25 protein-coding genes are annotated in these 23,539 nt (G+C 60.0%); 7 read left to right on the top strand and 18 right to left on the bottom strand.

Annotated features, from left to right (window positions below; translation table 11 throughout):
• Positions 1-86 precede the first annotated feature (86 nt).
• Together BSG20_RS00580 and BSG20_RS00585 are read right to left on the bottom strand one after the other, a co-directional pair.
• The gene (locus BSG20_RS00580) at positions 87-281 is read right to left on the bottom strand and encodes a hypothetical protein (RefSeq protein WP_072370745.1); all 195 of its coding nucleotides are present in this window, start codon (positions 279-281) and stop codon (positions 87-89) included.
• Positions 282-300: 19 nt separating this feature from the next.
• Positions 301-1,161, bottom strand: a complete 861-nt coding sequence (locus tag BSG20_RS00585) for a S49 family peptidase (RefSeq protein WP_072370462.1) — start codon at positions 1,159-1,161, stop codon at positions 301-303.
• 169 nt (positions 1,162-1,330) lie between these two features.
• Here BSG20_RS00585 and BSG20_RS00590 point away from each other — a divergent pair, with 169 nt between their 5' ends.
• On the top strand, positions 1,331-2,671 hold the full coding sequence (locus BSG20_RS00590; protein WP_072370465.1) for an Nramp family divalent metal transporter: 1,341 nt from the start codon (positions 1,331-1,333) through the stop codon (positions 2,669-2,671).
• Here BSG20_RS00590 and BSG20_RS00595 read toward each other — a convergent pair.
• Entirely contained in the window at positions 2,668-3,444 is a 777-nt protein-coding gene (locus BSG20_RS00595; RefSeq protein WP_072370468.1) for a tRNA1(Val) (adenine(37)-N6)-methyltransferase, read from the bottom strand. The genes BSG20_RS00590 and BSG20_RS00595 overlap by 4 nt on opposite strands.
• 7 nt (positions 3,445-3,451) lie before the next feature.
• A complete protein-coding gene (locus BSG20_RS00600) occupies positions 3,452-3,679 on the bottom strand; it encodes a putative signal transducing protein (protein ID WP_024314297.1) in 228 nt (75 codons plus the stop codon).
• 108 nt (positions 3,680-3,787) lie between these two features.
• On the opposite strand from BSG20_RS00600, the gene BSG20_RS00605 reads away from it, so the two are divergent.
• The 4 genes from BSG20_RS00605 (at position 3,788) to moaB (ending at position 8,214) form a co-directional block, all read left to right on the top strand.
• Positions 3,788-4,804, top strand: a complete 1,017-nt coding sequence (locus BSG20_RS00605) for a polyprenyl synthetase family protein (RefSeq protein ID WP_072370471.1) — start codon at positions 3,788-3,790, stop codon at positions 4,802-4,804.
• Positions 4,805-4,934: 130 nt separating this feature from the next.
• Complete coding sequence (locus BSG20_RS00610; protein ID WP_072370474.1) at positions 4,935-6,764, top strand: tetratricopeptide repeat protein; 1,830 nt, start codon at positions 4,935-4,937, stop codon at positions 6,762-6,764.
• Positions 6,765-6,770: 6 nt separating this feature from the next.
• Positions 6,771-7,679: a 4-(cytidine 5'-diphospho)-2-C-methyl-D-erythritol kinase gene (locus BSG20_RS00615; protein WP_072370477.1), complete on the top strand. Its 909-nt coding sequence runs from the start codon at positions 6,771-6,773 to the stop codon at positions 7,677-7,679.
• Positions 7,663-8,214, top strand: coding sequence for a molybdenum cofactor biosynthesis protein B (moaB, locus tag BSG20_RS00620; protein ID WP_072370481.1), 552 nt, complete (start codon positions 7,663-7,665; stop codon positions 8,212-8,214). The genes BSG20_RS00615 and moaB overlap by 17 nt, the downstream gene beginning before the upstream one ends.
• Before the next feature lie 35 nt (positions 8,215-8,249).
• On the opposite strand, the gene BSG20_RS00625 is transcribed toward moaB, so the two are convergent.
• Both BSG20_RS00625 and BSG20_RS00630 read right to left on the bottom strand, forming a co-directional pair.
• Positions 8,250-8,567 (bottom strand): hypothetical protein, encoded by a 318-nt coding sequence (locus tag BSG20_RS00625; protein WP_072370484.1) that lies wholly within the window; start codon positions 8,565-8,567, stop codon positions 8,250-8,252.
• A gap of 185 nt (positions 8,568-8,752) precedes the next feature.
• Positions 8,753-9,271: a glycosyltransferase family protein gene (locus tag BSG20_RS00630; RefSeq protein ID WP_072370487.1), complete on the bottom strand. Its 519-nt coding sequence runs from the start codon at positions 9,269-9,271 to the stop codon at positions 8,753-8,755.
• 137 nt (positions 9,272-9,408) lie between these two features.
• On the opposite strand from BSG20_RS00630, the gene BSG20_RS00635 reads away from it, so the two are divergent.
• Together BSG20_RS00635 and BSG20_RS00640 are read left to right on the top strand one after the other, a co-directional pair.
• Positions 9,409-10,566, top strand: a complete 1,158-nt coding sequence (locus BSG20_RS00635) for a PA0069 family radical SAM protein (protein WP_072370747.1) — start codon at positions 9,409-9,411, stop codon at positions 10,564-10,566.
• Between the two features lie 110 nt (positions 10,567-10,676).
• Positions 10,677-11,369: a ribonuclease HII gene (locus tag BSG20_RS00640; RefSeq protein WP_072370490.1), complete on the top strand. Its 693-nt coding sequence runs from the start codon at positions 10,677-10,679 to the stop codon at positions 11,367-11,369.
• Between the two features lie 142 nt (positions 11,370-11,511).
• Here the strand turns inward: BSG20_RS00640 and BSG20_RS00645 are convergent, their stop codons facing one another.
• The 12 genes from BSG20_RS00645 to BSG20_RS00710 all read right to left on the bottom strand — a co-directional run bounded on the left by BSG20_RS00645 (position 11,512) and on the right by BSG20_RS00710 (position 23,516).
• A complete protein-coding gene (locus tag BSG20_RS00645) occupies positions 11,512-11,979 on the bottom strand; it encodes a DUF4168 domain-containing protein (protein ID WP_072370493.1) in 468 nt (155 codons plus the stop codon).
• A 504-nt stretch (positions 11,980-12,483) separates the two neighbouring features.
• Positions 12,484-12,975: a F0F1 ATP synthase subunit B gene (locus tag BSG20_RS00655; RefSeq protein ID WP_072370500.1), complete on the bottom strand. Its 492-nt coding sequence runs from the start codon at positions 12,973-12,975 to the stop codon at positions 12,484-12,486.
• 3 nt (positions 12,976-12,978) lie between these two features.
• Positions 12,979-13,617: a F0F1 ATP synthase subunit B gene (locus BSG20_RS00660; protein WP_072370503.1), complete on the bottom strand. Its 639-nt coding sequence runs from the start codon at positions 13,615-13,617 to the stop codon at positions 12,979-12,981.
• 78 nt (positions 13,618-13,695) lie between these two features.
• Positions 13,696-13,923, bottom strand: a complete 228-nt coding sequence (locus BSG20_RS00665) for a F0F1 ATP synthase subunit C (protein WP_016552934.1) — start codon at positions 13,921-13,923, stop codon at positions 13,696-13,698.
• Positions 13,924-13,992: 69 nt separating this feature from the next.
• Entirely contained in the window at positions 13,993-14,745 is a 753-nt protein-coding gene (locus tag BSG20_RS00670; protein ID WP_072370506.1) for a F0F1 ATP synthase subunit A, read from the bottom strand.
• 73 nt (positions 14,746-14,818) lie between these two features.
• The gene (locus BSG20_RS00675; RefSeq protein WP_072370509.1) at positions 14,819-15,163 is read right to left on the bottom strand and encodes an AtpZ/AtpI family protein; all 345 of its coding nucleotides are present in this window, start codon (positions 15,161-15,163) and stop codon (positions 14,819-14,821) included.
• Positions 15,164-15,440: 277 nt separating this feature from the next.
• Positions 15,441-16,619 (bottom strand): cell wall hydrolase, encoded by a 1,179-nt coding sequence (locus tag BSG20_RS00685; RefSeq protein ID WP_072370512.1) that lies wholly within the window; start codon positions 16,617-16,619, stop codon positions 15,441-15,443.
• Positions 16,620-16,825: 206 nt separating this feature from the next.
• Positions 16,826-18,724 (bottom strand): potassium transporter Kup, encoded by a 1,899-nt coding sequence (locus BSG20_RS00690; protein WP_072370515.1) that lies wholly within the window; start codon positions 18,722-18,724, stop codon positions 16,826-16,828.
• Positions 18,725-18,742: 18 nt separating this feature from the next.
• Positions 18,743-19,717, bottom strand: a complete 975-nt coding sequence (locus tag BSG20_RS00695) for a magnesium transporter CorA family protein (RefSeq protein WP_072370750.1) — start codon at positions 19,715-19,717, stop codon at positions 18,743-18,745.
• A gap of 404 nt (positions 19,718-20,121) precedes the next feature.
• Positions 20,122-21,276, bottom strand: coding sequence for an iron-sulfur cluster carrier protein ApbC (gene apbC / locus BSG20_RS00700; RefSeq protein ID WP_072370518.1), 1,155 nt, complete (start codon positions 21,274-21,276; stop codon positions 20,122-20,124).
• Positions 21,277-21,793: 517 nt separating this feature from the next.
• Positions 21,794-22,525: a helix-turn-helix transcriptional regulator gene (locus BSG20_RS00705; RefSeq protein WP_024314315.1), complete on the bottom strand. Its 732-nt coding sequence runs from the start codon at positions 22,523-22,525 to the stop codon at positions 21,794-21,796.
• Between the two features lie 196 nt (positions 22,526-22,721).
• Positions 22,722-23,516, bottom strand: a complete 795-nt coding sequence (locus BSG20_RS00710) for an IclR family transcriptional regulator (protein WP_072370520.1) — start codon at positions 23,514-23,516, stop codon at positions 22,722-22,724.
• Between the last annotated feature and the right edge of the window lie 23 nt (positions 23,517-23,539).

The raw sequence follows: 23,539 nt of genomic DNA on the forward strand, positions 1-23,539 counted from the left end.
GCAGACATGGAACGGCTTCCGAATTCGTACAAAAAGTGCGCGGACAGGTGCCATGCCGCGCCAAACGGGTCAAGGCTTTTGCAGCCCTACTCGTCCTCGTCCTTCTTCAGATGGTATTCGCCGGTAACCGGATCCTTGACCAGCGTGCCGATGGCGCCCGTCTGGCGCTCCTTCTCGGCACGACGGGATCGCTCGGCGAGCCGCTTTGCATCAGCGATGAAGCGGCGGTAGAGAAGCCAGGCGCTGACCACCAGCACGACGATTATTATCAGTTGCGGCATGATGCCAGCCTTCACTCCCTCAGAGCCCGAATCGGCTCCACAATGCCTTCTCCTCGGCAGCCTCGACAAGTCCGGTTGCAAGACCGGCGCCGGCGCCCTCCAAGCTAGCTGACGATATACCCGGAATGCGTCGTCCGAAAAGTCCACGCGCTGGCATCACCAGCTCTAGCTTGCTTTTGACGCCATAGCGGCGCTTCAATTCCTGCCGCATGTCGCCGAGCCCATCGACCAGGCCCAGCTCAAGTGCGCGCATCCCGGTCCAGAAAAGCCCGGAGAAGACGACGTCGTCGTTCTTCAGCTTGCCGGCACGCCGCTCGCGAACCATTGAGATGAAAACCTGATGGATCTCCAATTGCAGGGTCTTCAGGTATTCGATGTCCTTTTCCTTCTCCGGCTGGAAGGGATCGAGGATCACTTTGTTTTCTCCGGCCGTATAGACTCGGCGCTCCACGCCGATCTTCTTCAAGAGCTCGGGAAATCCGAAGCCGCCGGAGACGACGCCGATCGAGCCGACGATGGAGGTGGGATCGGCGATGATCTCGTCGCCGGCAAGCGCGATCATGTAGCCGCCGGATGCCGCAACATCTTCGACGAAGACGAGAACCTTCTTCTGCTTCTCGCGCGCGAGTTCGCGGATGCGGGTGAAGACGAGACGCGACTGCACCGGGGAGCCGCCGGGCGAATTGAGCGAGATGGCAACCGCCGGCGCATCCTTGAAACTGAAGGCCTTTTCGAGGACTTGCGCCGTTGAGGCGAGATTGAGGGTGGGCCGGAACTGGCTCCCGCCGCTCATGATCGGGCCGTGAAGTCGAACGACGGGGATCACCATACCTTCCTTGCGGAAACGCTTCGGCAGCAACCTCTTCAAAAATCCGGCCATTTTCCATCCTTTGCGACGATGTCAGCGAACGTCTTCCATGTATGCAACGGAGCGACAAACGCAATGGTCGCAGCATAAAACATCTGTCGTTCACAAAATCTGTTGCGAATGACTTGCATTATCATTCCATTCAGACATACTGGACGCATTGATAATAGGCGGAGACTGCATGGACATCGTAAATCCGAACGCGAAGGCCGGCTGGCGACACGAACGCGAAGAGGCATCGCTTTCCGATGTCTACCGGTCCGTCCAGACGCAAACACATGGCACACGCTGGCGCCGCATCGCCGCGTTCCTCGGCCCCGGCTACATGGTGGCCGTCGGCTATATGGACCCCGGCAACTGGGCGACCTCGCTCGCCGGCGGTTCGAAGTTCGGCTATGCCCTGCTGACCGTCGCCTTGCTGTCCAACCTGATGGCGATCGTCCTGCAATCGCTCTGTGCGCGCCTTGCGATCGCTTCCGGCCGCGACCTTGCCCAGGCTTGCCGTGACGCATACCCGAAATACGTCTCTGTTCCGCTGTGGGCCTTTGCCGAAATTGCCATCATCGCGACCGACATCGCCGAAGTGATCGGCACGGCGATCGGCCTCAACCTTCTCTTCGGCATCCCGCTCGAACTCGGCGTGCTCATCACATCGCTCGACGTGTTCCTCATCCTCTATCTGCAGAAGATCGGCTTCCGCTGGGTGGAAGCCTTTGTCATCGCCCTGCTCGCCATCATCGCCGTGTGCTTCGGCGTGCAGATCTTCCTGGCGGACCCGCAATGGGGTGCGGTGATCCGGGGCTTCTTCCCGACGACCGAGATCGTTTCCAACCCCGAGATGCTCTACCTCGCGCTCGGCATTCTCGGCGCCACCGTGATGCCGCACAATCTCTACCTGCACTCCGGCATCGTCCAGACCCGCGCCTATGGCCACACGGTGCCGGAAAAGCGCCAGGCGCTGACCTACGCGACGATCGACTCGACGGTAGCGCTGTGCTTCGCGCTCCTGATCAACGCATCGATCTTGATCCTGGCCGCTGCTGCCTTCCATGCGAACGGCAAAACGGATGTCGTGGAACTGGGCGAGGCATCTTCGTTACTCGCACCGCTGCTTGGACTGGCAATCGCTCCAACGCTCTTCGGCATCGCGCTCCTGTGCTGCGGCCTGAATTCGACGGTTACAGCAACGCTTGCGGGTCAGATCGTCATGGAAGGCTTCCTGAAGATCCGGCTTCAGCCGTGGGTTCGCCGCCTGATCACCCGTGCGATCGCCATCGTTCCGGCCGCCTTCGTCACGATCTGGTATGGCGACAAGGGCACGGCGGAACTGCTGATCCTGACGCAGGTCGTGCTCAGCCTCCAGCTTTCCTTCGCCGTCTTCCCACTCGTGATGTTTACGGCAAGCAGGGCGAAGATGGGCGCGCTGGTCGCCCCACGCTGGTTGAGTGCGATTGCCTACGTGATCGCGGTCCTGATTGCGGGTCTCAACGTCAAGCTGCTGTTCGACTTCGTCGTCGGCTAGCGCCTGAGGTAGGCCGCCCGGCCATTGTTGAGATCATCCACGAAGGGGGAAAATTTATGCGTACCCTCCTCGTGCATGATAAATGGCGCGCGCAGCGAAAGCCGCGCGCGCGATCCTTTGATCGCCGTGACGAGGATACGCACGGCGCTCTCGCCGTCGCGCGGATGGATCGCGGTCACCTCGATGCCGCCGAAGCGGCGTCCGCAAGCGTCGATGATCTCGGCAATCGATTCTGGCCGTGCGATGAGCGACAATTGCCCGCCGGGGACCATGATCGCCCCGGCCGTCCGCACCCAGCTTTCGAACATCCCCTCCGTCATCGCATGTGCCTCCGCCTTCAAGGCATCGGGTGTCCGGCGATCGCCCGCATCGTTGAACGGCGGGTTCATGATCACATGATGGAAACTCTCGTCGGGGAGACCGGCCTCGTTTCGCGCCTTCGCCCTTAGCGTCACATCCGCCTCGACGACCGAAACGCGGCCTGCCATATGCGCATTTTCAGGCAGGAGGATGCTGCGGCGGGCATAGTCGGCCATCTGGCCGGAACGCTCGAAGAGCACGACTTCGGCGGCCGGCAGCCGTGACGCGACGGCCAGGCCGGCGGCGCCTGCGCCGGCACCGAGATCCGCGACCGTGATCGGACGGTCGTCGGCGACGAGCGCAGCAAGCAGCATTGCATCCATGCCGGAGCGATGCCCCCTGCCCTTCGGCTGCACCACATGGAACAGCCCCCGGTGAAAGGCGTCAATCGTCTCGCCAGGTTCTCCGGTCATCTCAGGCTCACTTCGGAGCGCGCAATTCGCCGCCGAGCCCGGCATCCACGAGAATGCGCCGCGCCTGGTCAGCCTGTTCGTCATCGACGAGGAGCCGGCGCGGCAGCATGCCGAGCGACCCTTCCAGAATGCTCATCCCTTGATCGGCAATGAAGCAGTGGATCCCCGCATCCTTCAGCAGGCTCTCCGCGTAGGAGAGCAACACGGGATCATTGGCGCGAATAAGTTCATGCATTTGCCGGAAAATCCCTTTCAAATCTGCGCGACGCGACAATTCACCCCTTGCCGCGCCAATCGCCCCTTTCTATTGTCGAACTCAATAATTTAACAGGAGTCCGGGTCGTTGGGCGTGGTCATACCGCTTGAAGAAAGCAAAAACAAACTGGCATCTGTCAAGCCGCTGGTCGATTTGACCAAAGCGGACATGCAACGGGTGAACCAGCTTATCCTCTCCAAGGCCGGTTCCGACGTCCAGATGATTCCCGAAGTGGCCAACCATCTCATCTCGTCCGGCGGCAAGCGCCTTCGTCCGATGCTGACTTTGGCGTCTGCTGCGCTATTCGGCTACAAGGGCGAGAACCACATTAAGCTTGCGACATCAGTCGAGTTCATGCACACGGCGACGCTGCTGCATGACGACGTCGTCGATGAGAGCGACCTTCGCCGCGGCAAATCCACCGCCCGCATGATCTGGGGCAACCAGGCGAGCGTGCTTGTCGGTGACTTCCTGCTCGGCCAGGCGTTCCGAATGATGGTCGATGTCGGCTCGCTCGATGCGCTCGATGTGCTCTCCTCGGCGGCTTGCGTGATCGCCGAAGGCGAAGTGCTGCAGCTTTCCGTCGCCAAGAACATGGAAACGACGGAAGACGACTACCTCGCCGTCATCCGCGCGAAGACGGCAGCGTTGTTTGCCGCAGCCGCCGAAGTCGGCCCGATCGTCGCCGATGCCGGCAAATCCGGCCGCAACGCGCTGAAGTCCTATGGCATGAACCTTGGTCTCGCTTTCCAGCTCGTCGACGATGCACTGGACTACGGCGGCAAGGCGGCCGATCTCGGCAAGAATGTCGGCGACGACTTCCGCGAAGGCAAGATTACGCTTCCGGTCATCTTGGCCTATCGCCGCGGAACCGAGGAAGAGCGCGCTTTTTGGCGACACGCCATTGAAGGCGGCGAGAGCAGCGACCAGAATCTCGAAAAGGCGCTTGGCCTGATTACCAAGTATGGCACGCTGAACGACACCATTGCCCGGGCGGTTCACTACGGCACGATCGCACGCGATGCGCTCGCGCCGCTTCCCGAAACGGGATGGAAGTCAGCCCTGCTGGAAGTCATCGACTTCTGCATCGAGCGCGTCAATTAATCGACGGTCACTGATCGCGGGCTGAATTTATTGCAGGGCCGCTCCAAAAAAGCCATCCTGTTGTGAGTCAGTCATTTCAACTGATTTTGCAGTCGGACGAGGCCGGCTGCCCGACAAGAGAGGTTTTCTAATGCGGCAAAAACTTGCCATCCGTCTTCTTTCGAGCGCAGCCATGGCAGCGGTCCTATCGCTGGCAGCGCTCGGCGGCGTGAATGCCGAAGAGACGGCCAAGAAGGACGATGCCGCCACGGTGATCTTCGATCCGGATAGCGTCACGAGCTTCTCCGGCGCATTTTTGGCCGCCCGGACTGCCGATGTCGATCATGACTACGAGACGGCGATTGAACTCTACAAGAAGGCGCTGCAGATCGAGCCGGGAAATCCGGAAATCCGCCAGCGCCTGATGATCTCGCTGCTTTTGAACGGCGACATCAAGGATGGCGTGAAGTACGCCAACGACCTGAAAGGCGATGCAACGGTCGAACGCATCACGACCATCGTGCGCAGCATGGATGCCATTCGTCGCGGCGAATACAAGACGGCTGAATCGCTTCTGAAATATACCGGCCCGAACGATCTCGACCGAATGATGAACGATCTGCTCGCCTCCTGGGCCCGCGTCGGCGCCGGCCGTGGCAAGGAAGCTCTCTCCATGGTTCAGAGGATGAAGGGGCCGGATTGGGTCGGCATCTTCAAATCCTACAACGCCGGCGCGATCGCGATCGTGAACGGCGACATAAGGGCCGCCCGCCAGAACCTCAACGACGCCGTACTCGACAAGGACGGCGGTGCGACCGCTCCCGATACCTTCATGCGCGCCGTCATGGCTCTCGCCCGACTGGAAGCCTCGCAGGGCAACAAGCAGAAGGCGCTCGACGCGATTTCCGTCGGCGACAACCTGTTGCCGAACTACGCTCCGCTCAATGCGCTGCGCCAGAGCATCGAAAAGGGCGAGAAGCAGGAGCAGCAGATTCAGACCGCCAAGCAGGGCGCTGCCGGCGTACTTTTCTCTATCGGTGGAGCGCTGAACCGCGACGGTGCCGAGGATATCGTTTCTCTCTACCTTCAGACAGCCAAGACGCTGGATCCGGATAGCGCCGATACGCTCGTCATGCTCGGCGGCATTGCCGAGAAGCAGGAGCAGATGGACCGCGCGATCGCGCTCTACAAGCAGGTGCCGGAGAACTCGCCGATGCGCCGCATCTCCGAGCTGCAGCTCGGCCTCGCCCTTGCGCAAGGCGGCAAGGTGGAAGAGGCGCGCAAGCACCTTCAGAGCCTGATCGCCTCTGATCCGAAAGACGTTCGCAGCTACCTCGCCTATGGCAGCGTGCTGTCGGATGCGAAGGACTACGCCGCCATGGCCGACAATTACGACAAGGCTGTCGAAGTCCTCGGCCCCTTGCCGGGCAGGGGCGCGTGGACGGTCTTCTTCCAGCGCGGCATTGCCTATGAACGCCTGAAGAAATGGGACAAGGCAGAGCCGAATTTCCGCAAGGCACTGGAACTCAACGCCGACCAGCCGCAGGTTCTGAACTACCTCGGCTACTCCTGGATCGACATGAACCGGAACCTCGACGAGGGACTGGCGATGATCAAGAAGGCGGTCGATCTGCGTCCGGATGATGGCTACATCATCGACTCGCTTGGCTGGGCCTATTTCCGGCTGAACCGCTTCGACGACGCGGTCGAGGAATTGGAGAAAGCAGCACAGATCAAGGCCGGCGACGCGACGATCAACGACCATCTGGGCGATGCCTACTGGCGTGTCGGCCGCAAGCTCGAAGCTGTCTACCAGTGGAACCGGGCGCTCGGCTCCGAACCCGAGGCATCCGAGATCCCGAAGATCAAGGAAAAGATCGCCAACGGCTTGCCGCAGGATACGGACAGCTCCAAGGCGGCTGACAAGAAGCAGCCGGATCCGGCGCCTGTCGAACCGAAGCCCACGGACAAGAAGTCCTGATAGGCGATGCCTAAGGCGAGTATGGGCGATGACCTGACCGTCATCGAGGACGCTCCGGCAAAAATCAATCTGGCCCTGCATGTGACGGGCCAGAGATCCGACGGCTATCATCTGCTCGATATGCTGGTGACCTTCACCCGGCATGCCGACCGGCTTGAATTTACGCCGGCTGAGCGAGACGAGTTCGTGATATCAGGACGCTTTGCCGAGGCGCTCATCGCCGACCGCGACGACAATCTTGTCCTGAAGGCCCGGGATTTCCTGCGCAGTGCGATCTCTCGCGAGAGCGGCATCGCTCCCGCGGTTCGCATCGATCTCCAGAAGAACCTGCCGATTGCGTCCGGAATCGGCGGCGGGTCGGCGGATGCGGCGGCGACACTTCGCGGCCTGACGCGGCTCTGGAACGTGTCGCTTCCGAATGCGATCATCGAGGCGGTCGCCATCCGGCTAGGGGCCGACGTGCCCATGTGCTTGGCGAGCAGACCACTGATCGCGCGTGGCATCGGCGAGCAGATCACCCCTGTCGACGACATGCCGGCCTTTGCCATGGTGCTGGCGAACCCGTTGAAAGGCGTATCGACGCCCGAGGTTTTCCGAAGGCTGACGAGCAAGACCAATCCGGCACTCGACATGACGCTGCGTTCCACCTGGATCGAGACGATAGGCTCGATGCGCAATGACCTTGAGCCGGTCGCTCGAGACCTGCTGCCCGAAATTGCCGAGATCTCGGCGATGCTGAAGAAGCAGGGCGCCTCCATCGTTCGCATGTCCGGTTCCGGCGCCACGTGCTACGGCATCTTTGATACACTTGTAGCGGCAGAGACGGCGGCCGCCGCGCTTCACAGCGAACGGCAGGACTGGTATTTCGAAGCAACGGAAACGACTGCTGGAGGACACGATGCCAGGGCTGGATGAAACGCGCCCCTTCATTCCTGTCGGCATTGCCGTGTTGACGGTCTCGGATACCCGCACGCTCGCCGACGACCGCTCCGGCGATACGCTGGCCGCCAGGATCAAGGAGGCAGGTCACCGCTTGGTCGACCGGGGAATCGTCCCTGATGACCCACAGGCGATCGCGTCGCGTGTGAAGGCATGGACCGAACGCGATGATATCGACGTCGTCATCACCACCGGGGGAACCGGCTTTACCGGCCGCGATGTCACGCCGGAAGCTCTAGAGCCGCTTTTCGAAAAGAGGATGGATGGCTTTTCGGAGGTGTTCCACCGTATCTCCTACGACAAGATCGGCACCTCGACGATCCAGTCGCGCGCCACGGCGGGCGTTGCCAACGCAACGTTCATCTTCGCGCTGCCGGGCTCGCCCGGCGCCTGCAAGGACGCCTGGGATGGCATCCTCAAATCCCAACTCGACTACCGCCACATGCCTTGCAATTTCGTGGAGATCATGCCGCGTCTCGACGAGCATCTAAAGCGCGGCACAGGCAAGTAGCGGACTGCCTCGGCAGACGAAGACAGGCCACCGTCCTATGTCCCTATGCCGGGTAGTGCAGGCATTGTTTCCCAGCTATCACCGGACAGCAGGATGCAGCTTACGCCGCGAACATCCGTGATGAGCAGCGTCCATGTGCCGCTCTGCGCGGCGTAGACCTCCAGCATGGCGTTCTGGTTGACCAACCCAACTGCCGTCAGCCTCTCGGCAAAGTTCTTGTCGAGGAAATTGACGATCTCGGATCGGCCTGCGCAACTGCGCATCATCTGCGATGCTGCCGAATGCGGATGCGCGATCATCGATGTCGTCAATATGACGGCCGACAACAGGCCGCGGATCATATTGCGTTTCATGACGCACCTCCTTTTGCCGGAAACCGGCAGAAGAGGAGACTTCCGCTGACCTGTTCTGCCGTCTGCCGGCATTCATGGTCGACCGTCACGAAGCGAGGCGCTCGGGCGGCGCCATGCGGGAATTATAGCGCAAAATTGTATCGGGCGCCATCATTTGCGGCGGCGTCGAAAGAGAGCACGCGCAGCTACCGCGCTGCGCGCGCAACCCAAGAGGGAACGAGTTCGCTGGAAAGCTTGCGGAGCTTCTGCCCTTTTGCGAATTCGCGGAGGCTCATTCCGCTTCGTGCTGCGGCGATCGCCTGTTTCTTGGGAAGGAGAAGCCCGAGTTCCAGCGGCGACGACGCCCGGCGGATGCGCTGCAGAAAAGGACGCCGATATCCGCGCGAAGCGGTGAACCGTGCAGGCAGCTTGTTCAGCGCCATATACTCGGCAATCTCGTCGATCCAGCCGGTCTGCGGACGCGCACCGGGCTCGACGAAAAGCAGCCACTCGCCTCGCGCCGAGCGCACTATATCCCTGATATCCCATTGCGAATGAAACCGGCAGCCGGCAGCATCGGCCACCTTCGACGTCCCATCGTGCGAGCCATGGTCAAGCACCACGACGTCACTGACGAGCCCCTCCACTGCGCCTGCAACCAACACCGATAACGTCTGCGCCAGCTCAGGCTCCTGATCCTGGCATTCAAGTACAACAGTCAACATTGCCTATCCATAGAGCGCCGCACAAAATTTTGCCAGCGGCACTTTCCTCATTTTGTTCTTGCATTGTTCTCATTTTGCCGATAGGAATTTAATCATCAAACCGGATGGAAGCAAAGCTTCCGCCAGCGGAGAATCCGATGAACGAGCAGTCCCTTGCAGGGCAGGCCGCATTTGCGCCTGCCAATACGGCAGATATTGCCGATGCGATGATCGTATCTGCCGGTCTGCGGATCGATGTCGACCGTCGCCGCGGGCGTGCGGCCGGACTCAATCCGAGTGGTCGCTTCGAGCCTCTGCGCCGTGAGACGTTCGACGATGGCTGGCAGAACCTTGAGGATCTTCCGCCGTTCAAGACCGAGGTGCAGGTCGAAAAGCCGCGGACGGCCATCACGCGCAACGAATCGCCAGACGTTCCCTTCGACCGCTCGATCAATCCTTATCGCGGCTGCGAGCATGGCTGCATCTACTGCTTCGCACGGCCGACACATGCCTATATGGGTCTTTCCGCCGGTCTGGACTTCGAAGCCAAACTCTTTGCCAAGCCAGATGCAGCGAAGCTTCTGGAGCGAGAGTTGGCGAAGCCCGGTTACAAGCCGCGCGTCATCGCGATCGGGACCAACACCGATCCCTACCAGCCGATCGAGAAGGAATGGCGCATCATGCGGCAGATTCTCGAGGTGCTTGAGAAGGCCAACCATCCGGTTTCGGTGGTTACGAAGTCGGCAATGATCCTGCGCGATCTCGATATTCTCTCGGCGATGGCCGAGAGGAACCTTGTTCGTGTTTCGCTGTCGGTAACGACGCTCGAGCGCAAGCTCGCGCGGACCATGGAGCCGCGCGCCTCGACGCCGACGCGTCGGCTGGAGGCTATCCGCGCACTCTCCGATGCGGGTGTCCAGACATCGGTGATGGCAGCGCCCATGATTCCCGCGCTCAACGATCACGAACTGGAGCGCATTCTCGACTCAGCCCATTCGGCGGGCGCGAAGGAAGCAGGTTACGTCATCCTGCGCCTGCCATTCGAAGTATCGCCGCTGTTTCGCGACTGGCTGCTGCAAAACTACCCCGACCGTTACCGGCACGTCATGTCGCTTGTCCGTTCGATGCGCGGCGGCAAGGATTATGACGCAGAGTTCGGCAAGCGGATGAAGGGAGCTGGTCCCTATGCGTGGCAGATTGCGCGTCGTTTCGAGATGGCCACGAAACGGCTTGGCATGACCCGGCGCAGCATGCCGCTGCGCGACGACCTGTTCGTTCCGCCTGATGGCAGCGGCGTGCAGCTATCGCTGCTTTGATATTCGAGCTTTGCGGATGGTCGCCCTGCCCGTCCGCGCCCAAGTCCCCGGCCCGCCGCCCTGATCCGGGGACTTGCAGGAAATCGGGTTGGCGTGCGAGGTTCAGCCGCATGAAACCTCGCACGTCACCCGATTCTCCTATGCTTTTCGAAGATGTCCCCCTCGTGCCGGATTTCCGGCTGGAGCTGAAGGCGCGCAAGGCCGGTCATTGGCCGGTCGCGGGCGCTGATGAGGCGGGACGCGGCCCGCTGGCCGGCCCGGTGGTGGCAGCAGCCGTCATTCTCGATCCAAAGCGCATTCCCGATGGCTTGAACGATTCGAAGCAGCTTTCGGCACAGAAGCGCGAGGAGCTTTTCGTTCAGATTCTTGCGACGGCGACCGTATCGATCGCCTCCTCGAGCTCGACGCGCATCGACGAGACGGATATCCGCAAGGCCAGCCTAGACGCCATGCGCCGCGCCATCTGCGGCTTGTCGATACCTGCAAGCTATGTGCTGACCGATGGGATAGACGTTCCACCCGGTCTCGCCTGTCCCGGCCAAGCGGTCGTCAAGGGTGACGCGCGCTCTGTTTCCATCGCTGCCGCCTCCATTGTCGCCAAGGTGACGCGCGATCGAATGATGGCGCGTGCGCACGCCGTCTTCCCCGCCTATGGCTTTGCCGCACATGTGGGTTATGGCACAGCGCAGCACCGCGCCAGGATTGAGCGGCATGGCCCCTGCCCGCTTCACCGCATGAGTTTCAGGCCGTTGAAGAAGGACGGAATCGAGGGCGGCGCGACGGAAGAGATGCTGCAGGAGTAGCGTCTGGCCGTGTAGCCCAGCTATGAGAACGGGGCCCTGCGTGGCCGTCTTTGTCGTAACGACGACAGATCGCATGCGAAGCGGCCATCAGACCGCTTCGCATGCGTGACCCAGAGTGCAAGCACGCAGTCCAGGAGACCGCCTACTGCTGTGTCGCGGGCTGCTGTGTCGCGGGCTGTTGTGTCGCGGGCTGCTGCGTAGGTGCCGAATTCTGGAGCTTTTCCTGAACTCTCTTGACGAGCGCCGGATCGTTCTGCGCGGCTGTTAGAATTGAATTATATTCCTCTACCGATATCCCCGGAGAGCCTTCCACGGCCTGAACCATTTGCTTACTGCCCTCGGTCTGTAGTTGTTGCTTTGCCCCAGCATCCTGCGTTGCTTCGAGCTTGGCCGCGTATTCCTGCCTGATCTTGTCGACCTGCAGATAGGCGACCGCAAAGGCCTCGATCTTCTGATCACTGACGGCTGCGGCCTCGCCCTTGCTTTCTGGCTGCGCTTGGATCGGTTGCTTCTCCGGAGCTGCCTCCTGTGCGGACGCAGGCGTGCTGAAAGGCACCAAACCGAAGGCTGCGGCAGTCAACAACGCAGCAGCAATGTAACGAATGGTCATATAGTCATTCCTCCGTGATGATACGGCGTGAACGGCAGCGAGCTGCCTTGGCCGTTGGTTAGGGTTGAGGAACGATCCGGCGACAATATGATTGTGAGACGTTTTTGGTGCGGCAATAGCGGGGCGATCCGCCGACCATGGAATGGCGGCTTTATGGCAGCCGCCTGCTATTCAGCTGATCAGGCGGCCATGTGCCCGCCCAGGATTTAGCTCCGATGTGCGCGGATGCAGTCGATGTCCTCGCAACAAAGCGTGTGATGGCGCTGCTCGATATCCCTGCAATATTTTCCGGTCCCCGCGTCGCCTCCTCTTCCATGAAGGCGACGAGCGCATCCAAACGCTCGACAACGAGATCGGACATGGCGGTGCGCTGATCGTTGACAGATCGGTCCGCGATGCGTCTCATCCGTCAGCATTGGCACCTTCACCTTGACGGCCGTGCCGCCAATAGCAAAAAAGCCCCGTCGTTGAACGGGGCTTTTCGGTTGAACAAGAACCGAGCGCTCAGTTCAAACGCGTCTTCACTTCGCCGACCGCCCCCTTGAAGAGATCGGCCTGCACCTTCGTGTCGGCCTTCTTCGCCAGAACGTTTTCGGCAGCGGCGATCGCCAGATCAACAGCAGCGGAACGAACCGCCTTCATCGCATCGGCTTCCGCCTGCTTGATCTTCTGCTCGGAAACCGCGGTGCGGTTTGCGACGAATTCTTCCGTCTTCTTCTTGGCTTCCACCGTCAGCATTTCGGCTTCACGCTCAGCAGCCGCGACAATGTGTGCAGCTTCTGCTTCAGCTTCCTTGCGTTTGCGCTGATACTCGGCCAGCAGATGCTGGGCCTCTTCGCGCAGGCGCTTGGCTTCCGACAGCTCGTTGCGGATCTGATCGGCACGGTCGTCGAGCGACTTAGCCATCATGCCCGGAACCTTGAGGTAGACGATCAGCGCCAGGAACAGCACAAGACCGACGAATGCGAAGAATGTTGCGTCCAATGCAAATTCCATCGATCAAGCCCCCTTCTTGATGTCAGCAACCGCAGCAGCAACCTCTGCCGTTGCTGTGGTGCCGATCAGCTGTTCTACAACAGCCGTTGCGGTTTCTTCGGCGATGGAACCGACGTCAGCGAATGCCTTCGCCTTGATGTCGGCGATGCGACCTTCCGCAGCTTTCAGCTTTTCAGCCAGGCTTGCTTCAACGGCCTTGCGGTCGGCCTCCGCCTTCAGTTTGGCGGCATCGCGAGCGGCAGTGCCGATCGAGTTTGACTTGGCGCGAGCAGCGGCCAATTCGGCTTCGTAAGCAGCAACGTCGGCGTCGGCTTCCGCCTTCAGGCGGCCTGCCTCATCGAGGTCCTGCGAGATGCGATTGTGGCGCTGCTCGAGAATACCACCGATGCGCGGCGTGATGACCTTTTGCATGAGCACGAAGAAGACAACGAACGTGATCGCCAGCCACAGAAGCTGCGAGGCGAAGGTCGTCGAATCGAAAGGCGGGAATACGCCGCCGCCGTGATGCTCGGCTGGTACGCCGGTCTCGGTGTGGACCTCGCCTGCTGCCGGAGCGGCATGCGTGTCTGTACCGGTCGCTGCGCCAGTTTCTGCGGTTCCCGCCGGGGCCTCTTCGGCGTAAGCCGGGGTCACAAAAAACATGCTCACCTCCAGGTGTACTGCAAATGCAAAGGATCACGGCTTGCGGGTCGCAGGCCGTGATCCTTCAATGCGCCTGTCTTAGACGGCGAAGAGCAGGAGGAGAGCGACGAGCAGCGAGAAGATGCCCAGAGCTTCCGTAACGGCAAAGCCGAAAACCAGACGGCCGAACTGGCTGTCAGCAGCCGACGGGTTGCGCAGTGCGCCGGACAGGTAGCTGCCGAAGATGTTGCCGAGGCCGAGAGCCGTACCGGCCATACCGAGGCAAGCCAGACCTGCGCCGATGTACTTTGCTGCGATGGGATCCATATTTTCACTCCTTTGAAATGGTTGTTACGGCGAATTGACTGACGCCCATGGACGTCAATATCGGTATCCTTAGTGGCCGCCCGGATGGATCGCGTCATTGAGGTACATGCAAGTCAGCACCGCAAAGACGTAAGCCTGGAGGAAGGCAACGAGGAACTCGAGACCGGTCAGGGCGACCGTCATGATGAGGGGAAGAATGGCACCACCGACGCCGAGTGCACCCAGCGCTCCAAGCGAGGCGACGAAGCCTGCGAACACTTTAAGGGTGATGTGACCCGCCAACATGTTGGCGAAGAGACGAACGGAGAGCGAAATCGGACGGGAGAGGAAGGAGATGATTTCGATCGTCACGACGAGCGGCAGAAGAATGCCCGGAACGCCCTGCGGCACGAAGATATTCAGGAAGTGGAAGCCGTGCTTGTAGAAACCGTAGACGAGAACGGTACCGATCACGAGCAGCGCCAGCGCGAGGGTGACGATGATCTGGCTGGTGACCGTGAAGAAGTACGGGAACATACCGAGCAGGTTTGCCGTCAACACGAACATGAAGAGCGAGAAGACCAACGGGAAGAACTTCATTCCCTTGGATCCAGCGCCTTCCTTCAGCATGTTGGCGATGAACTCGTAGGACATCTCCGCCACCGACTGGGAACGGCCAGGCACGATCGCCCGGTTCGACGTCGAGAAATACAAAAAGCCAGCGGCGACGGCAGCGGACGCTACCATAAAGAGCGATGCGTTCGTAAACGAGAAATCAATTCCGCCGACTTCGATCGGCACAATCTTCTGGATCAGGAACTGATGGGTCGGATCGTTAGACACCGCTTGTTCTCTCTATCTTTAGCCCGCGCGAAACGGGATCATTGCACTGGATCGAACGCTGGAGCGCCCTGCCCTATTTTCCGCCATTCTCGCCCTTAGCAGGATCGGGCTTTGCAACCTTCCCCGCAGCACGCAGAACGTTCAGTACGCCGGCACAAAATCCAAGAAGAAGAAGAACAATCAATCCCCAAGGCGCCGTGCCGACAAAACGGTCGAGGACATAGCCAAGAACGGCGCCGACGACGATTGCGGAGATGAATTCGCTCGAAAGCTTCATCGCCTCGGCATAGCCCTTGCGGCTCGCCTCGGCGCTGGCTTCGATAGCCTCTTCCTTCCCCGCCTCTACGCGCTTGGTTGCGAGCTTCGCTTCCAATTGCGCCCGGCGCTTCTCAAGACTTTCCTCGCGGTCATCCGCCATGGTGCTCTCCTCCGCCAGCCGCTGTCTGCCCGCTACCCCGGTTTACCGACAACGACCCCAAGGTTTGAGAACCTTTCGGCCCGTTCTGAAGTCGCGCGCAACATAGTTTTAGCAAAAAGCATAGTCAAGGCGTAGGAGGTCGATGTCCAGCCATAAAATAGGCGATAAAAAACATATGCTTAGGCCGATCTCGACGAGCTTAGCCAAAATCGACCGAAAGAATCCGCTTTTGTGTGCGGCGATGAGACGCGAAATCGCGTCAGGATCAGCTTCTTCCTCAGCTCCAGCCGCCGCCATAGGTGCGATAGAAGACATGCAGGCCAATGCGACCGACCTTTTCCATCGTCTTGGCCCATTTCGGACGAACGTAGACAGCATGATAGTGCGTGGCGGAACCGACCTGCGGGAACCAGATCTTGCCTGCGGTCACGGCCATGGCGACTTCGCGGGCGATTCTCCAATGATACTGCGAATTCACGCGATCCTTGATGTTGTCGCAGGCAAAGGAGAACTGGCATCGGTTGCGCCAATCCTCGTTCTGATAGACGACGCCGCAAATCGTCTTCGGGTAGGCCGGATTGCGGACGCGATTGAGAATGACCTGGGCGACGGCGGCTTGCCCCTTCACCGTTTCGCCACGGGCTTCGAAATAGATGCCGGATGCCAGGCACTGCTGCTCGGCCGCCGAGAATACGGAGGGCGACAGGATGCTTGCAGCCCAGGCGTGGTCACGCGGGCCAATCTGCGGCACGAAGCGACCATCGTCGGCCTTGTCGGTCAGAATCGAATCGAACGGCGACTGACGGGAATAATCAGGAGCGGCCGGCGCATAGGCCGTTGCCAGCACGTCGGCCTTTGTGTTGGTCACGAGGCCGGCTAGCATGGGAGAGACGCCGCGATCGGGCTTCGGCGGCTCCTTCTTGTAGAAATTCGAGGCGATCTGGATTTCCTTGCCCTTGATCTTCGGCTTCACGAAGGCCGACTTATCCTTCACGTCGAAGGCGGGCTGAAAAAGCAGGCGTGTTCTGTGGAGGATAGACCCGGCAGAGAAATCCTTTGGCGGCTGCACTTTTTCGACGGCAACGACGCGGCCCTTTTTAGACGGGCGATTGACCCGGTCTTCATCCGGCGTCGCCTCATGTCCCTTTTGCTTCGCCATAAAAGCGACCTTGCGCCCGTCAGGCAGAACCATGCCTGCACCGGCGGCGATCGTGCCTGTCACGACAGGATCGGCAAAGGTCAGTTCCGCCTGATGGATCGACCCCGCCGGCGAATTGGTCAATACCATACGCCAGTTTTCCCGTTCCTGATCGAGGCCGGCAAGCAGAGCAGCGAGGTCCGCATGGGACACCATCGTCGGCGACATCAGCCACCCGAAAACGCCGAAGAGCGCGGGTGAACTCCAGTTTTGAAGCAAGCGGCGCAGCTTGCCACGGGAACGGCTATTTCGACGCAACGCGAGACTCCGGCATGAGACGCATGAACATGCCGTTGAAAATGTCTCATTAACCTTGATGCTTGGTTAATGCGGGCGCCTTCCAGGGACGAAAGCATTAGCGGCAGCAAAAATAAGGGCCGGATGTATTTGGACATGCAAAACCCCCGAAGGTTGCTTTCGGGGGTCAGTTCAGTTTGCCGGGATTGTGAAGGGCACTGGTTCGGCTAGATAATGACGTGCGAGCCGAGTTCCACCACGCGATTTGCCGGCAGGCGGAAGTAATCCGACGGATTTGCTGCAGCATTGGCGAGCGCAATGTAAAGGCGATCCTGCCAGTAAGGCATTCCGGACTTGGCATCGGGAACCAGCTTGCGGCGGCCGAGGTAGAAGGAGGTCGACATGATGTCGAACTTCAGGCCGGTCTTGCGCAGCGTCGCCAAGGCCTGCGAGACGTTCTGCGATTCCATGAATCCGAACAGCAGTTCGACGCGCGAGAACCGCTCCGAGATCTGCTCGACCTTGTAGCGATCGGCGCTCGAAACACGCGGCTTGTTGATCGTGCGGATCGTCAGAATCACGTTCTTGTCATGCAAAACGTGGTTGTGCTTCAGATTATGCAATAGCGCGGCAGGAGCCGATTCCGGATCGCTGGTCAGGAAGATCGCGGTGCCGGGCACCTGGGCGGGGGAATGGTCGCTCTTGCGCTCGATCGAACTGACGAACGACGCCAGCGGGATATCGGTATGGCGCGTCTTCTCCATCAGCAGAGCCGAGCCGCGTCGCCAGGTCCACATGATCACGGTGAACGCCGTGGCAATCATGATCGGAATGTAGCCACCGTCGTGGATCTTCAGCAGGTTGGCGCCAAGGAAGATGAGTTCAAGACCGACGAGCGGCGCCAAGGCGAGTGTTGCGACCGGGATAGACCAGTTCCAGCGAACGCGCACGAACTCGAAGGCCATGATCGAAGTGACGACCATCGCGCCCGTCACCGAGATACCGTAGGCGGTTGCCAGCGCATCCGACGTCTTGAAGCTGATGACGAGGAATATGACGCCGAAGAAGAGCACAGCGTTGACGGACGGTACGAAGATCTGTCCCGTATTGGTCTCCGACGTGAAGAGGATTTCCATACGCGGCAAGAAGCCGAGGTTGATGCCCTGTCGAACAAGCGAAAAAGCGCCGGTAATGACGGCCTGGCTGGCGATGATCGTCGCAGCGGTCGCGAGGATGACGACCGGCAGCAGCGCCCATTGCGGATACATCAGGTAGAAAGGATCAGACATCGCCATCGGATTGCCGAGCACGAGAGCGCCCTGCCCCAAATAGTTCAGCGTCAATGCCGGGAAAACCAGTGCAAACCACGCCCACTGAATCGGCCGCCGGCCAAAGTGGCCAAGATCGGCATAAAGCGCTTCCGCGCCCGTCACGGTCAGGAAGACTGCGCCAAGCACGACGACGCCGTAAAATCCCTCATGCAGCAGGAAACTGATCGCATAATAGGGGTTGAAGGCGGCAAGGATGCCGAAGTCATCCGAGATGTGCGAAATGCCGGCAGCGGCCATCACGATGAACCAGAGCGCCGTGATCGGCCCGAAAAAACGGGCCATGGCGCCGGTTCCGCGCGACTGCACAGCAAACAACAAGGCCAGAATGAAGACCGAAATCGGCACAATATAGCTCGTCAGGCTAGGTGCCACGAGCTTCAGCCCTTCAACGGCCGACAGAACCGACAGCGCCGGTGTGATCATCGCATCGCCGAGGAACAATGCTGCACCGACGAGACCAAGCAGCATCAGCAGCGCGGTATGCCCGTTGGCGGTCTTCATCAGCAACGCCAGCAGGGAGAGCGTACCGCCTTCGCCTTCGTTGTCGGCGCGCAGCAGGAAGAGCACGTATTTGATGGTGACGATAATGGTCAGAGCCCAGATCATCAACGAGATGAGGCTGATCACCTCGAAGCGTGTGAGGCCGTCGATCGCGACGGGCTTCAATGCTTCGCGAAACGCGTAGAGCGGGCTGGTTCCGATATCGCCATAGACGACGCCGACGGAGCCCAGCGCCAGATAGAACAGCTTGCGCGGCTTCATTTTTCGTTCGTGTGAATGGCTGCCTTCGTGCATGAAATGAAAACAGGCTCTTCAGAGCCAGCCTTTCCATCGGAAAAAGAAGAAGGGAATGACGGCGGACAGCACCATGAGCCCAAGCGAATACGGATATCCCTGGGCAAAGTGCAGTTCCGGCATGAATTCGAAATTCATACCGTAGATGGAGGCGACCAGCGTCGGCGGCAAGAACACCACGGACGCGATCGAAAAAATCTTAATGATCGCGTTCTGCTCGATGTTGATCAGGCCGAGCGAGGCGTCGAGCAGGAAGGTGATATTGCCGGCGATGAAGGACGCATGCTCATTGAGCGACTGGATGTCACGCGAAACCGTCTTGCAGAGTTCCTTGGTGTCGCGATCCTGCTGGACGGCCGGGACGGTGTAGAAAAACGTCATCAGCCGCGACAGCGACGCGAGGCTGTCCCGGACCTTGCTGACGAGGCGATGATGGCCTGCGATGTCCCTGAGCTTTTCTTCCAGATAGTTCGACGGCTTGCGGACTTTCCTGGCGCGGTCGCCAAACACATGTGTCGACAGGATGTCGATACGCGCGACCGACAACTCCAAGATTTCGGCAGTCCGATCGATCACGGTTTCAAAGAGCTTTGCCAGCAACGCGGCGCCACTTCGCCACTGCTGCGGCACGCGGTGAAGAGCGGCGATGAACAGCGAAAAGGACTTTGGTTGCGCGTAGCGAATCGTGATCATCCGCTTGCCAGCCAGGATGAACGCAACGTCGGTCAGCGTCGGCGCGTCCGTTTCAACCTTCCAGACGAGGGATGCGGTCATGAACACGGCATCGTTTTCCATGTAGAGGCGGGCCGACGGCTCGATGTCCTTGAGATCGTCTCGCGTCGGAACCTCGACACCGAGGGTTCTTTCGACGAAGAGTTCCTCCTCGCGCGAAGGCTCGATCATGTCGATCCACATCACATCGTCACGCAACGAACCTTGCGACAGATCGCCGATTTCAACCGGCTTACAATCGGAACAGTAGGCCGTGATCACCGGCTGGACCTCCGGCAATCCGGGTGTGTTGCGCACAACGCTGCTTTCATCGAAAGCCCTTCCACGGCGCGCCGCCTGCGAGCGCGCGCGGGATGCAAGTTCCCGATCTTAACGAAAGCGATTGACGAAAATTCATACGACTCCTGGCACATCCGGCAACCGCCGAGATATGCAACGTGCTCAACCGCATCGCAGTCACCAATCCTTCGACCAAGATAACTCCGAACATGCAGGTGAGACCGGTCCCCATCGGGTTGGCCATCATCGAGCATTCGCAAAAAGCCGCCTCATGGCGACGGCGCGCCATATGACGGAAAGCTGCGAAAGAATCAAGACATCTTCCGTCCGCGGCGCCGTTTGACCACATTTCCTCCGCAATTGGGAGTCGAGCGGCGCCGAAGCATTCACTCGAAAACAATCGCCGGCGCGGCCCGCTGCGGCTGCCCACCGAGCTGCTGCCAGACCTTGGCGGCGATCTCTCGATAGATGCCGGCGACAATGCCGTTCGGCTCGGTGGCAACAAGTGGCGTTCCGGCGTCCGACGTCTCGCGGATGTTGATCGTCAGCGGCACTTCGCCGAGGAAAGGAACGCCAATGCGTTCGGCTTCCTTGCGAGCGCCGCCATGACCAAAGATATCATAACGCGTGCCGGTATCGGGCGCGATAAAATAGCTCATGTTCTCAACGATGCCGAGCACGGGAACCTCGACCTTCTTGAACATGTTCAACCCCTTGCGGGCATCGACGAGGGCGAGATCCTGCGGGGTCGAAACGATGACGGCGCCGGCGAGCGGCACCTGCTGTGCCATCGTCAGCTGCGCATCGCCGGTGCCGGGCGGCATATCGACGACAAGCACATCGAGCTCGCCCCAGGCAACCTCGCGCAGCATCTGCATCAGCGCCGATTGCACCATCGGGCCGCGCCAGATCATGGCCGTGTCCTCGTCGACGAGGAAGCCCATCGACATGACCTTCAGCCCGTAATTTTCCATCGGATTGATGATGCGGCCATCGATCTGGGTGGGGCGGCCGGAGATCTTCAGCAGCCGCGGCATCGACGGGCCGTAGATATCGGCATCGAGAATGCCGACACGCAGACCATTTGCCTGGAGACCGAGCGAAAGATTGACGGCGGTCGTGGACTTGCCTACGCCTCCTTTACCCGAGGCAACGGCGATGATCGCGTTGATACCGGGAACGCCGAGCTTGCCCGCACGGGGCTGCTGTTGCGGCGCGTGTGCATGGCCATGATGGTCATGTCCCGCCTGGGGTTGAGGGCGCGAAACCGGCGCCGCGCCTGAACCGGCCCTCTTGTCTGCCGTCAGCGCAACCAGCGCTCCCTTGACGCCCGGCATCTCCTTGATGACCCGTTCGGCCGCGAGGCGAAGCGGTTCCAGCTCTTTGGCGCTCTCCGCCGGAACCGTAATGGAGAAATAGACCTTGCCATCGGAAATGAAGACATCAGACACCATGCCGAGCTCGACGATATCATGTTCGAGATCGGGGCCGCGGACCGTCTTCAGCGTTTCGAGAACCTGTTCCTTGGTGACGCCGGTCATTCCATCCTCACTGCCTATGTTGGCATTCTAGATAGAGGAGCGCCGCGCCTTCGCCAAACAAAATCGTTGATCGAATGGCAATTGAGGGAAACGAGGCCAACCGGAAGGCCACTGCGTCCACCAAGTCCGCCGGGCTTTCGCCCTGATGGTCGCAACGGCCTTCCAGGATACCGAGGTAAGCCTTGCGAACTAGAGCAAGCGCGGCAAAAGGCCAGCACAAAACGCCCATTGGAAGACCATACGCAGGGATATGCCGTCAACGGCGTGTCTCAAAAGCAACAACCGCCGCCGACGCCCAAGCCCAACATCAGGCATCGTGGCATCGGCTGGCGGTGTTCGGTCGCGCCGTTTATCCGGCGTCGTTACCAGGTCCCCTCTGGACCGCTGGAGACAAGGATGCAGAAAGCGTGCCAATTGGCAAACATTCGCAAATGCCGATGTGACCCGGTGACAAAGTGGTCGGCATTGGCGAAGATTTAGGCGCGAATGCCAGTGAAGCCCACAATTTGCGCAACCCTTACTTTATAAGGCCGATCCGCAGGGCCTTGGCGACTGCTTGTGTGCGGTTCACCGTATCGAGCTTCTTGGTCGCGCGGTTGAGGTAGTGGTTCACCGTGTGTTCGGACAGGCTGAGGATTTCGGCAATCTCAACGCTGGTCTTACCGGCGGCAGTCCAGTTCAGACAGTCGATCTCGCGATCAGTCAAGGTGCCCGTGACCCGATTGTCATAGCTGCGGATCTCTGCCAGCCGGTCGAAGACGTGGATGGAAATATAGTGGAGTTCGCGCATTTCCTCGGCGGTGAATGCCTCGCGATCGCCTGAAAATGAAACGGCACCGCGGCCACCGGAGGCCTCGTGGGTTGGAAAATAAGCGCAACGCATCATGCGAAAGCGTTCAAAGAGCGCCTTGACGATGCCAGCCTTTCCATCAGGCCGATCCAGCTTTGCCTGTGACACGTCGTTGAAGAACGGCGTGGTCGAGGTCCGGAGTCGCTTCATGACTGGGCTGTTGGCCACCAGTCCTTCGTGGTCGTAGGCGGCAAGAAGTTCCACCGGCCAACTCGAGATGACCGCGTTACTCTGCAGATCACGCGCCGTCACGGAGGGGATATTGAAGACCATAAAGGCCCGCGCACGATAGGCTTCCGTTACTTTCTTCATGAAGCGGAAAATATCGAACTGCGTTTTCAGTGCGGCGATCTCACTAACGTGTACGTCCACGGAAGATCCTGGCTGCGATGGGGTCATTTACTTATTCGACTCGAAAGATGGATTGCTGAAGGAGGCGGCGTCTCGTCCGCGCCGTCGCTAATTTGTATCGCCGGTGACGATTTACCAGCACATACACCCCAGGACGGGGGATTGACGAGCGTCAATTGTGATGATTCGTCAGAAAATCTCAATATTATGCTTTAGGTGGGTCCCTGCCGATCGTGGGACATCGTCAGCGACGAGGACCAAGCCCGATGCGCATCGCCTCCATGATCCGTTCGGCCGACTCCTGGATCGCGGCGGCCCATTCCGAAAGCCTTTCCACGGTGAGCCGGTAAGCCGGGCCAGTTACGGAAACGCCGCCGACAAGCGACAGGTTTTCCGACCAAATCGGGGCAGCAATGCACCTGATCCCAACCTCGTGCTCCTCACGGTCGAAGGCATGGCCCTGCTTTCGTATCTCCTCGATCTCGGCAAGAAGCGACTCGGCGGTATGGGTGTTGGCCGTGAACCGATGGAAGGCGAGGTCCGCCACCAACGCCTTAACCCGCTCTCTGGGCAGGATGGACAGGGCAGCCTTGCCGACACCGGTGCAATAGACCGGTGAGGCGTTGCCGATCTGCGAGTACATTCTGACAGGCTGCTGCCCTTCGAATTTGTCGAGATAGATGATCGAGGTGCCGCGCAGCACGCCGAGGTGAACGGTTTCGCCGGTCAGATCCTGCAGAGCTTTAAGATGCGGCTCGGCAATGAGACGGAACTCGTTGCGCGCCCAGCTGCGAGAGGCGAGATCCAATAGCCGCAAGCCCGGCGAGTAGCGGCCGTCTGTATCGATCTCGAGCAGACCTTCCTCCACGAGATGGCTCAGCTGACGGTGAACCGTACCACGGGGCTGATTGGCGACCGCCAGTATGTCGGTGAAGCGCATAGGCTCGTCTGCATGGGTCACCCGGTCGAGAAGGACCATCAGCTTGCCGAGGGTGCCCGTGTCGCGCGCCTCGGATGCACTCTCTTTTGCCGCACTCATCCTTGCCCCAAACGCCTTGACAG

Origin of the sequence: Rhizobium tibeticum (genome assembly GCF_900110205.1) — a bacterium.
In the GTDB taxonomy this organism is placed as follows: Bacteria; Pseudomonadota; Alphaproteobacteria; order Rhizobiales; family Rhizobiaceae; genus Rhizobium; species Rhizobium tibeticum.